This window comes from Vibrio cortegadensis (assembly GCF_024347395.1).
GTDB lineage: Bacteria > Pseudomonadota > Gammaproteobacteria > Enterobacterales > Vibrionaceae > Vibrio > Vibrio cortegadensis.
In genome coordinates, this window is sequence record NZ_AP025472.1 from 710,265 (window position 1) to 723,843 (window position 13,579).

Sequence of the window (13,579 nt, forward strand, 5' to 3'; positions counted from 1 at the left end):
ATGCTTAAGAAGTTTCTTGAAGACATCGAGCATCATTTTGAACCTGGCGGCAAACATGAAAAATGGTTTGCACTGTATGAAGCAACGGCAACGTTGTTCTACACGCCTGGTACAGTAACAAAACGTAGCTCGCATGTTCGTGATAGCGTTGATTTAAAACGTATCATGATTATGGTTTGGTTAGCCGTATTCCCAGCAATGTTCTGGGGTATGTATAACGCTGGTGGTCAAGCGATCGCTGCGCTAACACATATGTACTCTGGTGCTGAACTAGTATCAGTGGTAGCAGGTAACTGGCATTACTGGTTAACAGAAATGCTTGGCGGTTCCATCTCTGCGGATGCAGGTTGGGGCAGTAAAATGCTACTGGGTTCGACTTACTTCCTACCAATTTACGCTACTGTCTTTTTAGTGGGCGGATTTTGGGAAGTGTTGTTCTGTATGGTGCGTAAACATGAAGTTAACGAAGGTTTCTTTGTTACCTCTATTTTATTCGCACTGATTGTTCCACCGACGCTTCCTCTATGGCAAGCAGCACTAGGTATTACCTTTGGTGTTGTCGTAGCTAAAGAGATCTTTGGTGGTACAGGTCGTAACTTCCTAAACCCTGCACTTGCTGGCCGTGCGTTCCTTTTCTTTGCATACCCTGCACAGATTTCTGGTGACGTAGTATGGACTGCAGCTGATGGTTTCTCTGGCGCAACTGCTCTTAGCCAATGGGCTCAAGGTGGTAGCGGTGAACTAATGAATATCGTGACAGGTGAAGCTATCACTTGGATGGATGCATTCGTTGGTAACATTCCAGGCTCTATTGGTGAAGTGTCTACACTAGCTCTTATGCTTGGTGCTGCAATGATTGTTTACATGGGCATTGCTTCATGGCGCATCATTGTCGGTGTAATGCTAGGTATGATCGCGGTTTCAACACTATTTAACCTAGTAGGTTCAGATACTAACGCAATGTTTAGCATGCCTTGGCACTGGCACCTAGTACTTGGTGGTTTTGCATTCGGTATGTTCTTCATGGCAACCGACCCTGTATCTGCATCATTTACTGATAAAGGTAAGTTAGCTTACGGTATCCTTATCGGCGCAATGTGTGTGATGATTCGTGTTGTTAACCCAGCATACCCAGAAGGTATGATGCTGGCGATTCTATTCGCTAACCTATTTGCTCCTCTGTTCGACCACATTGTGATCGAGAAGAATATCAAACGGAGACTAGCTCGCTATGGCAAGTAATAACGATAGCATTAAAAAGACGCTGTTTGTTGTTATCGCATTGAGCCTAGTGTGCTCAATCATCGTATCAACAGCAGCTGTTAGCCTGCGTGATAAGCAGAAAGCAAATGCAGTGCTAGATAAGCAAAGTAAGATTGTTGAAGTTGCAGGTCTTGATACTGAAGGTAAGAAGATCCCTGATCTTTTCGCTCAGTACATCGAACCTCGTCTGGTTGACTTTTCTACTGGTGAGTTTGTTGACGGCGATGCTGCAACTTACGACCAGCGTAAAGCGGCTAAAGATAAGAACTTATCGATCAAACTGACTGCTGAACAAGATAAAGCGAAAATCATCCGCCGCGCTAACGAAGGTCTTGTATACCTAGTTAAAGATGGCAGTGCTGTATCAAAAGTTATCATTCCGGTTCACGGTAGTGGTCTTTGGTCGATGATGTACGCATTTGTTGCAGTAGAAACCGATGGTAACACTGTTGCGGGTATTACTTACTACGAACAGGGTGAAACTCCTGGACTTGGTGGTGAAGTAGAAAACCCAAGATGGCGTGCTCAATTCGTGGGTAAGAAACTGTTTGATGAGAACCATAAACCAGCGATTAAAGTGGTTAAAGGTGGCGCTCCTCAAGGTTCTGAACACGGCGTTGATGGCCTATCTGGCGCAACCTTAACGGGTAACGGTGTTCAAGGTACTTTTGACTTCTGGTTAGGTGATGAAGGCTTTGGTCCTTTCCTAGCTAAAGTGCGTGATGGAGGTTTGAACTAATGGCTAGTGCAAACGATATTAAAAAGAGCATTTTAGCGCCAGTGTTGGATAACAACCCTATCGCGTTACAAGTTCTTGGTGTGTGTTCTGCTCTTGCGGTAACCACTAAATTAGAAACTGCCTTTGTAATGACGCTTGCTGTAACTTTTGTAACAGCACTGTCTAACTTCTTTGTTTCTTCAATTCGCAACCATATTCCTGGTAGTGTGCGTATTATCGTTCAAATGGCGATCATTGCATCTCTAGTAATCGTGGTAGACCAAGTACTTAAAGCTTACTTATACGATATTTCTAAGCAGCTTTCTGTATTCGTTGGTTTGATCATTACGAACTGTATCGTAATGGGTCGTGCGGAAGCATTTGCAATGAAATCAGCGCCAATTCCTTCTCTTATTGATGGTATTGGTAATGGCTTAGGCTACGGTTTCGTTCTGATTACTGTTGGATTTTTCCGCGAACTATTCGGTTCAGGTAAGTTGTTCGGCATGGAGGTTCTACCTCTAATCAGTGAAGGTGGCTGGTATCAACCAAACGGTATGATGCTACTCGCACCATCGGCGTTCTTCTTAATCGGTTTCATGATCTGGGCTATCCGTATCATTCGACCTGAACAAGTAGAAGCGAAGGAGTAAGGTAAAAATGGAACATTATATTAGTTTACTCGTTAAATCGATCTTCATTGAAAATATGGCGCTCTCTTTCTTCCTAGGTATGTGTACATTCCTAGCGGTTTCAAAGAAAGTGAAAACCTCTTTTGGTCTTGGTATTGCCGTTGTTGTTGTATTGACGATTGCTGTTCCTGTAAACAACTTGGTTTACACATTTGTACTAAAAGAGAATGCGTTGCTTGATGGCGTGGATTTAAGCTTCCTTAACTTCATTACCTTCATTGGTGTAATTGCAGCTCTAGTACAAATCCTTGAGATGGTACTGGATCGCTTTTTCCCACCTTTGTACAACGCACTTGGTATCTTCCTTCCGCTGATCACAGTTAACTGTGCGATCTTTGGTGGTGTATCTTTCATGGTTCAACGTGATTATAACTTCGTTGAGTCAGTGGTATACGGCTTTGGTTCTGGTGTGGGTTGGATGTTAGCTATCGTGGCACTTGCTGGTATTCGTGAGAAGATGAAATATTCAGATGTACCTCCAGGCCTTCGTGGTCTAGGCATCACTTTCATCACAGTAGGTTTGATGGCGTTAGGCTTCATGTCTTTCTCTGGTGTTCAACTGTAAGTCGGGTAAACCGCACAATATTTAAGGAATAGTTGATGGATATTATTCTTGGAGTAGTGATGTTTACTCTGATTGTACTTGTTCTAGTATTAGTAATTTTATTTGCTAAATCTAAGCTTGTACCGTCAGGTGACGTGACTATCTCAGTAAACGGTGACCCAGAGAAAGCATTTAAAACTTCTCCAGGTGACAAACTACTTAACGCAATGGCGGGTAGTGGTATTTTCGTTTCTTCTGCTTGTGGTGGCGGTGGCTCTTGTGGTCAGTGTCGTGTAAAAGTTAAATCTGGCGGTGGCGATATTCTACCAACAGAACTTAGCCACATCAGCAAAGGTGAAGCTCGTGAAGGCGAACGTCTAGCATGTCAGGTAGCCGTTAAAACTGACATGGAAATCGAACTTCCAGAAGAGATCTTTGGTGTTAAAAAATGGGAATGTACTGTTATCTCTAATGATAACGAAGCAACCTTCATCAAAGAACTTGCTCTTGCGATCCCAGAAGGTGAAGAAGTTCCGTTTAAAGCTGGTGGTTACATCCAGATTGAAGCTGAACCGCATCACATCAAATACGCTGATTTCGATATTCCAGAAGAGTATCGTGGTGACTGGGATAAGTTTAACTTGTTCCGTTATGAGTCAATCGTTACTGAACCTTCGATTCGTGCTTACTCTATGGCGTCATACCCAGAAGAGAAAGGCATTATTAAGCTTAACGTACGTATTGCGACTCCGCCGCCAAACAACCCAGACGTGCCACCAGGCGTGATGTCATCTTACATCTGGTCACTGAAAGAAGGTGATAAGTGTACAATTTCTGGTCCATTTGGTGAGTTCTTCGCAAAAGAAACTGACAATGAGATGGTCTTCATTGGTGGTGGTGCTGGTATGGCTCCAATGCGTTCTCATATCTTCGACCAACTTAAGCGTCTTAACTCTACTCGTAAGATGTCTTACTGGTACGGTGCGCGTTCTAAACGTGAAATGTTCTACATTGAAGATTTTGACGGCCTAGCGGCTGCGAATGAAAACTTCGTATGGCATTGTGCACTTTCAGATCCTCAGCCAGAAGATAACTGGGATGGTTACACAGGCTTTATTCACAACGTACTTTATGAAAACTACTTGAAAGATCATGAAGCACCAGAAGATTGTGAATATTACATGTGTGGTCCACCAATGATGAATGCTGCTGTAATCGGCATGCTGAAAGATCTTGGTGTTGAAGATGAAAACATCTTGCTTGATGACTTTGGTGGTTAATCTACCTAAGTGATTGAATCTATGGCTGACTCTTTGGAGTCAGCCATTTGTTTTTTAGAATTAGATTATTCATTTATAGCTATTCATTGATTCCCTTTTTTGGTGAGTACCTATAAATCAGTTATTTATACTCAAGGAGTTGCTAGTGAAATTCAGTATTATTCACCTAGCTAAAAATATTAAATTTTGGTTTGTGACACTTATCTCGATTACAACTATTGTTGCTTGTACGCAACCTCGTGAACAGGTGCATTTAAGTGGTCCTACGATGGGGACAAGCTACAATGTTAAGTACATAACACTTGAGAACACACCTAAAGCTGAAGCGCTTCAAGTTGAAATTGATCGCTTACTCGAAGAAGTTAATGATCAGATGTCGACGTATCGAAAAGGCTCTGAGCTAAGCCGTTTTAACCAGTATCAAGGTTTAGATGCATTCGAAGTATCAAAGCAAACGGCATTGGTTGTGAAAGAAGCGATACGTTTGAACGGTCTTACATTAGGTGCATTAGATGTAACCGTTGGGCCTTTAGTGAATTTATGGGGCTTTGGTCCAGAGGCAAGACCGGAAGTTGTACCTACTGATGAAGAGCTTAAAGCCCGTCAGGCGAATGTTGGTATTGAACACCTGACAGCGACGAGTTCGTCGTTAACTAAGGATATCCCTAACCTGTATGTTGATTTATCAACGATTGCAAAAGGGTGGGGGGTTGATGTTGTTGCTGATTACCTTGAGTCTCAAGGAATTCTTGATTACATGGTTGAAGTCGGTGGTGAAATTCGTCTGAAAGGGAAAAACCGAGAAGACATCGGCTGGCGTATCGCGATTGAAAAACCAAGTGCTGATGAGCGTACTATTCAAGAAATTATTGAACCGGGTGACATGGCGGTTGCGACATCTGGTGATTACAGAATTTATTTTGAAAGAGATGGGATTCGTTATTCCCATATTATTAACCCAGAAACGGGTAAGCCAATTCGTCATAAAGTGGTCTCTGTGACGGTATTGGATCCTTCATCGATGACAGCTGATGGTTTAGCTACTGGCTTAATGGTGTTGGGGGAAGAGAAAGGCATGGAAGTCGCAAATCAGAAAAACATACCTGTATTTATGGTTGTGAAAACAGAAGGCGGATTTGAAGAGATCGCTTCTGAAGCATTCAAACCATTTATGAAGAAATATAAATAAGAGCGAGCGATAAAATGAATACATTTTTGATTACATTCGGAGCGTTTCTAGCTTTTGTTGTGGCGATGTCGGTTGGTTACATCGTACAGAAAAAGGTAGTGAAAGGAAGCTGTGGCGGTCTTGGTGCTGTAGGTATCGATAAGGTATGTAATTGTCCTGAACCTTGTGATGCACGTAAGAAGCGTGAAGCGAGAGAAGCGATGCGAGAAGAAAAACTTGCCGCTCGAAATGAGCAACTTGCTGCATGGGAAAAAGACCGAATCGCTTAAGCAAACCGCTTAGAACAATATGATATTTCTCAAAACCCAAAACAGTTTGTTTTGGGTTTTATTTTATCTGATGAGTACCACTATCATTCATACACAATCCTATTTCTTCCCTCATTTTTGGCTTGATACAGTCGATCATCGGCTTGAGTTATCTGCTCATCTAAGCTTGCTGGGGTGTTAGATGTGCCGACACTGATGGTAATGGATATTGGTTCGCCATTATGACTGATCTCGGTCTTCTCTATTCGTTTTCTCATTCTTTCCAATTGTTGGATGAATTCGTTAAACGGTGAGCATGATTGAATACAAAACTCTTCACCACCAAAGCGGGCAACCACGTCATCTTTAAAGTAAATGCTTAATATATGGCTTAGAGTGACTAAAACGCTGTCACCACCATCATGACCATAGGTGTCGTTTACCTTTTTGAAATGGTCAATATCAATCATCGCAATATTGCGCTTATTACAACCATCACAAACTTGATTAAACAGGTAGCGTCGATTCCATAAGCCAGTAAGCGCGTCTTGATTAGCCATTTTATACAATTTGTCAGTGGCTTCTTTCATGTCTAAAACCTGATGGACACGACAGAAGAACTCTTCTTGATTAAATGGTTTGTATAAAAAATCGTTTGCTCCCGCCTTAAGAAAACGCGCGGTCATTGCTCTGTCATCACTACCTGATAACCCTAAAATGGCAAGTTGATTTCTATCATAGGTCATACGGATGTCACGAGTCATTTGAATGCCATCTTTTTCAGGCATATCGTGATCCGTAATAATTAAGGTGATATCAGGGTGCTTCTGGAGAAGAGAGATCGCCTGATTACCATTTTCAGCTTCAATGGTCTGAATGTATTGATGCTCTAAAAGCTGTACTACATGGCGTCGGACCGTCGACGAATCATCAACAACGAGGGCTTTATGGTTTCGGTTATTAATCAGTCGCTGAACTAAAATGAGTAAGTAGGCAATGGAAGCTTGGCTATCTTTAAAAATATAGTCGAGCACACCTTTAGACAGTATTTGCTCACGGGCATTTTCTTGAACCATAGCCGTGAGGACAATAACTCTGTGATTAAAGCTTAAAACTAGGTCAATAATTTCACCGTCTTGACCATCTGGTAAGCAGTAATCGAGCACGGTACATAAAAAATCAGACTCTGAATTTAAAATTATTCTCGCTTGTTCGACAGACTCCGCCAGTACCACCTCGCAACCTATTTGAGTGAGTTGCTGATGTAAATAGCTACGAAACGCCCGACTGTCTTCAACGACTAGTATTTTATTACTCAATCAAATGTCCCTATCGATCAGTATTGATTCAAATTGTACAGACTCACGTCTATCATAAAAAATGATATTTTTATAAATCATTGGTGAATTTATGTTTAATTACTACTTTATCATTAATATTGAGGGGGAAACGCCATAATTACCAATTTACCAATGAATAATTATACTGGTATTATATACAGTTCGATAATTGGGGGATGTAGTGATGACCGCAATAGATAAAATTAGGAAAATAATCCACGTTGATATGGATTGTTTTTTTGCTGCTGTGGAGGTTCGAGATAACCCCGAATATAGAAATCGACCTTTAGCGGTTGGAGGGCATGAAAAACAGCGTGGCGTGCTGAGTACCTGCAATTACGAAGCTCGAAAATTTGGAATTCGTTCCGCAATGCCCACGGGCCAAGCATTAAAACTATGTCCGCACCTACTTGTTGTACCTGGAAGAATGCAGGTTTATAAAGAGGTCTCCACGCATATTCGAGAGATTTTTTCCCGTTATACCAATTTAATTGAGCCTTTATCGCTGGATGAAGCATATCTTGATGTGACGGAGTCAACCTTATGCCAAGGTTCTGCGACCTTGATTGCACAAGCGATTCGCAACGATATTTGGCAAGAGCTTAATTTAACTGCTTCTGCTGGTGTCGCTCCAATTAAGTTTCTCGCGAAAGTCGCTTCGGATATGAATAAGCCTAACGGGCAGTTTGTTATTCCTCCAGATCAAGTGCAAGCAGTTGTCGATAAGTTGCCATTGGAAAAAATCCCAGGAGTGGGAAAAGTTAGCTTAGAGAAACTAAATCAGGCAGGCTTCTATACTTGTGAAGATATTAAGAATAGTGATTACCGTGAATTACTGCTTAAGTTTGGGCGTCAAGGTGCTTCTCTTTGGAAGCGTAGCCATGGTATTGATGACAGAGAAATCGTGGTTGAGCGAGAACGAAAATCCGTCGGCGTTGAAAGGACGTTCAGCCAAAATATCTCTAGTTACGAGCAGTGTTGGCAAGTGATTGAAGGGCAGCTTTTTCCGGAATTAGACCGAAGATTAGGCAAGGCAACGGCTGATAAAGCGATCATCAAACAAGGTATTAAGTTGAAGTTTGCTGATTTTCAACAGACTACGATTGAGCATATACATCATCAACTAGAGCTGGATGACTTCAAAGGCTTGCTACGAGATATATTACAGCGTCAAAAAGGACGAGAGATCCGTTTACTTGGCTTAAACGTCATGCTTAAACCTGAAGCCCAAATGAAACAACTCAGTTTTTTTTAACTAGCATTTAAATCGCATTTGGGCATAGGTTGCTATACCAGAACCAGAACCAGAACCAGAACCAGAACCAGAACCAGAACCAGAACCAGAGCCAGAGCATAAGACTAAGAAGAACTTGATACTAAGAAGAACTTGATACTAAGAAGAGCTTTGATGCTTGATCACCAACTGCCTAACCTCATCAAAAGGCATTAGCTCAAGTTTACCGAAACCTTCCATTTTGCCTGCTTTTAATTTTGTGGAAAGTGGCGTAGTGATCCCACACAGGAAACGCGTAATGGCCTCATTGGTCAGTGGGTCGGAGCTTGCGGCTAAAAGGGTGGTTATCCAAGAACCAAGCTGGCTGACATTAGCTTCTCCGAGATACGTGCTTGGCAGTTTTGCCTGATTGCCTCGACAAACAGAGCAATGCCCACATTTGGCTGGTGCATGATGATCCGCAAAGTAGTTCGCCAACTTGTGACTTAAGCATTCTGACTCTTCAAAAAAGTTAACCATCGCTTTAATTCGTTTTATCTCATTATGCTCTTTTTGATGAAAAAGCTGATAAAGGTGTTCAGTTAACTCATCGATTGGTGTTTGAGTATTGGTGATTTGGAATACATCAGTGATCTGCTTGCTTTCAAGCTCAATCCATCCTTGCTCATTGAAGTAATCAATCGCGGCTATCACACGCTGCCTATCTGCCTGATAATTCATCCATAATGCTTCAAAGTCTAAAGTGCACCATGTTTTGGCCTTTGGTGCGCACTGGAAAATTGCATGCACAAAATGTTGCCGCTCGCCCTGAAAGTGGGAGATGATTTGTTGTTGGGTTTGGATAAACTTGAATTTATACTCTGCAAAGTAGCTGTATTTAGGTTCGATAACCCCCGCGAGTTCTAAGTAGACTAATAGCGTTTTGAGTGGTAATTGGCGAATGTTGGAATCTCGAGATAATCGATTGAGCATGATTTCCCAAGGTTTTTGCTGTGCGTAGATCTGCTCCACCACATACCGAATCGACGCTTTATCTGGAGTGTCTCCATAGACAAAATTCTCAAGCACATTCAGGCCATTTGCGTTCGCCAACAAGGTACAAACCGAATCTTGTCCATCTCGGCCAGCTCGTCCAATTTCCTGAGAGTAGTTCTCAATTGATTTAGGTAAATCAAAATGAATGACGCGGCGAATATTGGCTTTATCTACTCCCATCCCAAACGCTATGGTTGCCACAATACAGTTTATTTTACCTTGCATGAATTGCTGCTGAATGAATTCTCGCTGTTCAGTTTTAAGACCAGCATGGTACGCGTGAGCCGAGATGCCTGCATGTTGTAGGGTTTTGGCGACCTGCTCTGCTGAGTGCTGCAACGTGACATATACGATGGTAGGTTCATCTGGTGTAGGAGCGATGATATCAATCAAACTGTCGGTTTTATGCTCTTCAACACTCGGTGAAATAGCCAGGTCGAGGTTAGATCGATAAAAACCCGTGATCGTAATGTGCTCTTTTTGAATGGCAAACTTACTCTGCATATCTTCAATAACATTAGGCGTCGCCGTAGCTGTTAAAAGCAAAACTTGCGGGATTTTTAATGCCTGTTGATATTGTGGAAGCTTTAAATAATCGGGTCTGAAGTTGTGGCCCCACTCAGAGATACAGTGTGCTTCATCCACCACTAGCAGAGACATTGGTATTTGAGAGATAAAATGTCTGAATCGTTCGTTTTTCAATCTTTCGACTGAAATCATTAAGATCTTAATTTCGCCATTGCGTACCGCTTGCATCACTTGCTGAGTCTGTTCTCTCTCTTGGCTCGAATCAATAGAAGCGGCAGCGATGCCTTTAGAGTGTAGAAATTGTAATTGATCTTTCATTAGGGCCAACAGAGGAGAGATCACCAAAGTTAAGTGCGGGAGCTCGATTGCTGGAAGTTGATAGCAAAGAGACTTCCCCGATCCAGTAGGAAAGATAGCTGCGGCAGAGTGTCCTTCAAGAACATGATGAATAACATCCGATTGTCCCTTTCTTAGGCTATCAAATCCAAAATACTGTTTTAGCGTCTGTTCAACCATCAATCGGTCTCCTTTTTTGCTGGCGCTCTATGGTACTTAATTCTATCCTTGAACGTCTAATGAAAAGAGTTGTAAATAGAATGAATAAATACGATCTACAGCAAATCATTTTGCAACGTTTAGAAATGAACCATCAAGTTGCCGTTGATGCGACTCAACGTGCGATTGATGCAGCGACAGATGAAGAGACAGTGCCTGAGCATAAATACGACACTTTAGCATTGGAGGCGTCTTATTTGGCTCATGGGCAAGCTTTACGAGTACAAGAGTGTGAAGATGATATTCGGACTTTTCGAGAACTGGTATTACGAGAGTTTGATGACAAGAGTGCGATTGGTATGAGCGCTTTAGTTCAGCTAATTGATGAAGACGATCAGGCCCGTTGGTTTTTCATTGGGCCAACGTCTGGAGGGTTGATAGTTGAGTGCCAAGGCAATCGGGTGGCGGTATTGACGCCTCATGCCCCATTAGGTGCGCTGCTTAATAAGAAGCAAGTAGGGGATGAAATAGAGCTGACGATAGGCTCAAAAAGTGTCAGTTACGAAATCGCACAGGTTTCTTGACCCAATTTTTACTTACTATTTGTTAATGTCTGATACCGTTAATGAATAGGTTTAATGTTTATGAGGTGCGTATGAAATCAGTAATTGGCGTAATGGCCTTAACTCTCAGTTCAAGTGTTTATGCGGTGCAGTGTAATGTTGATATTGAGAATGAGGTGCACCTCAATGGCTCAGATTTAGAGATATATAAAGATGGTACTCCGAAAGTTCTGATCAATGATGATAATCACCTTTATATCCACGGAGAAAAAATTCAGCTTGATGATAAGCAACAGCAAGCGATTGAAGAGTACCGTGAGAAAATGAATGCTTATCTACCTCGTGCAAAAGATATTGCCAATGATGGACTGAACCTAGCGAATGACATTATTGATGATGTTTCAGTGAGCTTTGATAACTCGGAGTCGTTCAATAAAGTTAAGACGGCTTTAGAGGCATTTTTTGCTGACGTAGAAGCTCGCTATTACCAAGGTGATGAGTTCGTTTTACAGAAAGATGCGTTTGACTCCTTTATTCAAAATTGGCAAAAAGATTTTGATAAAGCTCAAGAGGTATTTAATAGCGAATTCTTTACCAGCGCCTTTGATGCGATGTCTGAGAAAATGAAACAAGATGGTGGTATTAATTTTACTGAACTTGCCAATAAGATGGCCGAATTAAAAGAGAAATTAGCGGCTAAAGTGACAGAGCAGTCGAAAGTTATAGAGAAAGAAGCGCAGATTTATTGTGAGTCTCTTGATGAAGTAGCAGAACAAGAGCAAGAGTTGCATGAGAAGATTCCTGAATTGAAGAACTATCAAGTGTTTACTATTTAACATCAGCTTCTTTATTAATAAAAAGCACCCCATGGTGCTTTTTTTGTATGAGCTAATTGCCTGCCTTCCAAGTCTATTTTAGCTTTCATACTCTTTAAGTACTCCCAACTGTAAAAATACTTTTACATACCGATATAATATTAAATCCCAAACTTGTTTAAATTATGAACGTTCCTATTTGAGCAAAGTGTCTATTTGCAATAATGTACTAGCACGCTAGTTTGTAAGTACTTTTAGGTAGAAAGCATGATAGAAAACAGATCCTCATCACAACCCCGTGAGCACTTTGGCTCTCGCCTTGGATTTATTCTGGCCGCCGCTGGTGCTGCTGTTGGTTTAGGTAATATTTGGGGATTTCCTACTCAAGCGGCAAGTAATGGTGGCGGTGCATTTTTGCTTGTCTATTTAGTCATGATCTTAGTTGTTGCCCTCCCTATGCTAATTGTTGAAATGGCAATTGGTCGTCACGGTCAAGCTAATCCTGTTGATAGTATGCGCTCACTAACTTCTAACCCGATGGGTAAGAATGTAGGTGGGCTAATCGGTTGGATAGGCTTAAGTGTTCCTAGTGCAGTTTTAGCTTTTTACAGTATTGTCGGTGGTTGGTTGATTTGCTTCTTGTTGGGAGCGTTAACTGAATTGGCGGGGCTTGATGCTGCAACGGCATGGTTTAAAGGTTTTAGTGTTGAGCGAAACTTGTTCGGTACGATTATCTTTTATGTTCTAACTATCTTGATTGTACAGGGTGGTGTTAAACAAGGGATCGAAAAGTGGTCTACACGATTAATGCCCGCTCTGTTTATCTTGTTTGGCGTCCTATTTATTTACATCATGATGCAAGATGGAGCGATGCAGGGTTTAGAGCATTACCTGATTCCCGATTTCGATAAGATTTGGGACAAGAAGCTCATATTGGCAGCCATGGGACAAGGATTCTTCTCGCTGACGATTGGTGGCTGTTCGATGCTGATTTATGGTTCTTACTTGAGTAAGAAAGAGAACCTACCCAAAATGGCGATGAACGTGACTCTAGTCGATACTGCTGTCGCTTTCATTGCGGGTCTGGTTGTTATGCCTGCAATGTTTGTGGCAATGCAAAAAGGCGTTCAAATCTACGCTGAAGATGGCTCTTTGCTTAGTTCAGATACACTAGTCTTTACTGTTTTACCTCTTATGTTTGATAGTTTAGGCATTTTAGGTCAACTGTTCGCGGTTGTCTTTTTCCTTCTGCTGACTATTGCGGCATTAACATCATCTATCTCAATGTTAGAGTGCCCTGTAGCGCTAGTGAGTGAACGTTTCAACACTCGCCGTACACCGACGAGCTGGATCCTTGGCGGGTTGATTGCTCTGTTTAGTGTGGTCATCGTTTATAATTTTGGTGCGCTATTTGGTTTAGTCGCAACTGTGGCGACGCAATACTTACAACCCAGTGCCGCATTACTCTTCTGCCTCTTTGGTGGTTGGGTATGGAGCCGACAATCTAAGATTAAAGAGCTAGAGCAAGGTTGCCCTGATTTTCAGCTAGGCTTATTCGGTAAAATTTGGCCAATGTATGTGAAGTTTGTGTGCCCCATTTTAGTTGCAACCGTTATTTGGGCCTCTTTTTAAGCG

General features: G+C 41.9%; 13 protein-coding genes. 11 read left to right on the forward strand and 2 right to left on the reverse strand.

The features are described from left to right. From OCV39_RS03325 to nqrM, 7 genes are all read left to right on the forward strand, one after another. Positions 1-1,242 carry an NADH:ubiquinone reductase (Na(+)-transporting) subunit B gene (locus OCV39_RS03325; protein ID WP_017054014.1) on the forward strand — a complete coding sequence of 414 codons (1,242 nt, stop codon included), beginning with the start codon at positions 1-3 and terminating at the stop codon, positions 1,240-1,242. After that, positions 1,232-2,002 carry a Na(+)-translocating NADH-quinone reductase subunit C gene (locus tag OCV39_RS03330; protein WP_017054013.1) on the forward strand — a complete coding sequence of 257 codons (771 nt, stop codon included), beginning with the start codon at positions 1,232-1,234 and terminating at the stop codon, positions 2,000-2,002. The genes OCV39_RS03325 and OCV39_RS03330 overlap by 11 nt, the downstream gene beginning before the upstream one ends. Next, positions 2,002-2,634 (forward strand): NADH:ubiquinone reductase (Na(+)-transporting) subunit D, encoded by a 633-nt coding sequence (locus OCV39_RS03335; RefSeq protein ID WP_017054012.1) that lies wholly within the window; start codon positions 2,002-2,004, stop codon positions 2,632-2,634. Before OCV39_RS03330 ends, OCV39_RS03335 begins: the two co-directional genes overlap by 1 nt. A gap of 7 nt (positions 2,635-2,641) precedes the next feature. Beyond that, positions 2,642-3,238 (forward strand): NADH:ubiquinone reductase (Na(+)-transporting) subunit E, encoded by a 597-nt coding sequence (gene nqrE / locus OCV39_RS03340; protein WP_017054011.1) that lies wholly within the window; start codon positions 2,642-2,644, stop codon positions 3,236-3,238. A 35-nt stretch (positions 3,239-3,273) separates the two neighbouring features. Continuing rightward, positions 3,274-4,497: an NADH:ubiquinone reductase (Na(+)-transporting) subunit F gene (gene nqrF / locus OCV39_RS03345; RefSeq protein ID WP_017054010.1), complete on the forward strand. Its 1,224-nt coding sequence runs from the start codon at positions 3,274-3,276 to the stop codon at positions 4,495-4,497. 178 nt (positions 4,498-4,675) lie between these two features. Then, positions 4,676-5,686: an FAD:protein FMN transferase gene (locus OCV39_RS03350; protein ID WP_261889466.1), complete on the forward strand. Its 1,011-nt coding sequence runs from the start codon at positions 4,676-4,678 to the stop codon at positions 5,684-5,686. 14 nt (positions 5,687-5,700) lie between these two features. Beyond that, a complete protein-coding gene (gene nqrM / locus OCV39_RS03355; RefSeq protein ID WP_017054008.1) occupies positions 5,701-5,955 on the forward strand; it encodes a (Na+)-NQR maturation NqrM in 255 nt (84 codons plus the stop codon). Positions 5,956-6,038: 83 nt separating this feature from the next. Here nqrM and OCV39_RS03360 read toward each other — a convergent pair whose 3' ends face one another. After that, a complete protein-coding gene (locus OCV39_RS03360; RefSeq protein WP_261888945.1) occupies positions 6,039-7,253 on the reverse strand; it encodes a diguanylate cyclase in 1,215 nt (404 codons plus the stop codon). Positions 7,254-7,458: 205 nt separating this feature from the next. Here OCV39_RS03360 and dinB point away from each other — a divergent pair, with 205 nt between their 5' ends. Next, on the forward strand, positions 7,459-8,529 hold the full coding sequence (gene dinB / locus OCV39_RS03365; protein WP_261888947.1) for a DNA polymerase IV: 1,071 nt from the start codon (positions 7,459-7,461) through the stop codon (positions 8,527-8,529). Positions 8,530-8,667: 138 nt separating this feature from the next. Here dinB and OCV39_RS03370 read toward each other — a convergent pair whose 3' ends face one another. Next, entirely contained in the window at positions 8,668-10,587 is a 1,920-nt protein-coding gene (locus OCV39_RS03370; protein ID WP_261888949.1) for a RecQ family ATP-dependent DNA helicase, read from the reverse strand. 80 nt (positions 10,588-10,667) lie between these two features. Between OCV39_RS03370 and OCV39_RS03375 the strand changes: the two genes are divergently transcribed. The 3 genes from OCV39_RS03375 (at position 10,668) to OCV39_RS03385 (ending at position 13,576) form a co-directional block, all read left to right on the forward strand. Continuing rightward, positions 10,668-11,150, forward strand: coding sequence for a GreA/GreB family elongation factor (locus tag OCV39_RS03375; protein WP_136995493.1), 483 nt, complete (start codon positions 10,668-10,670; stop codon positions 11,148-11,150). A 71-nt stretch (positions 11,151-11,221) separates the two neighbouring features. Next, a complete protein-coding gene (locus tag OCV39_RS03380; RefSeq protein ID WP_113799058.1) occupies positions 11,222-11,965 on the forward strand; it encodes a YggN family protein in 744 nt (247 codons plus the stop codon). A 246-nt stretch (positions 11,966-12,211) separates the two neighbouring features. Then, complete coding sequence (locus tag OCV39_RS03385) at positions 12,212-13,576, forward strand: sodium-dependent transporter (protein WP_390903231.1); 1,365 nt, start codon at positions 12,212-12,214, stop codon at positions 13,574-13,576. Positions 13,577-13,579: the final 3 nt, after the last annotated feature.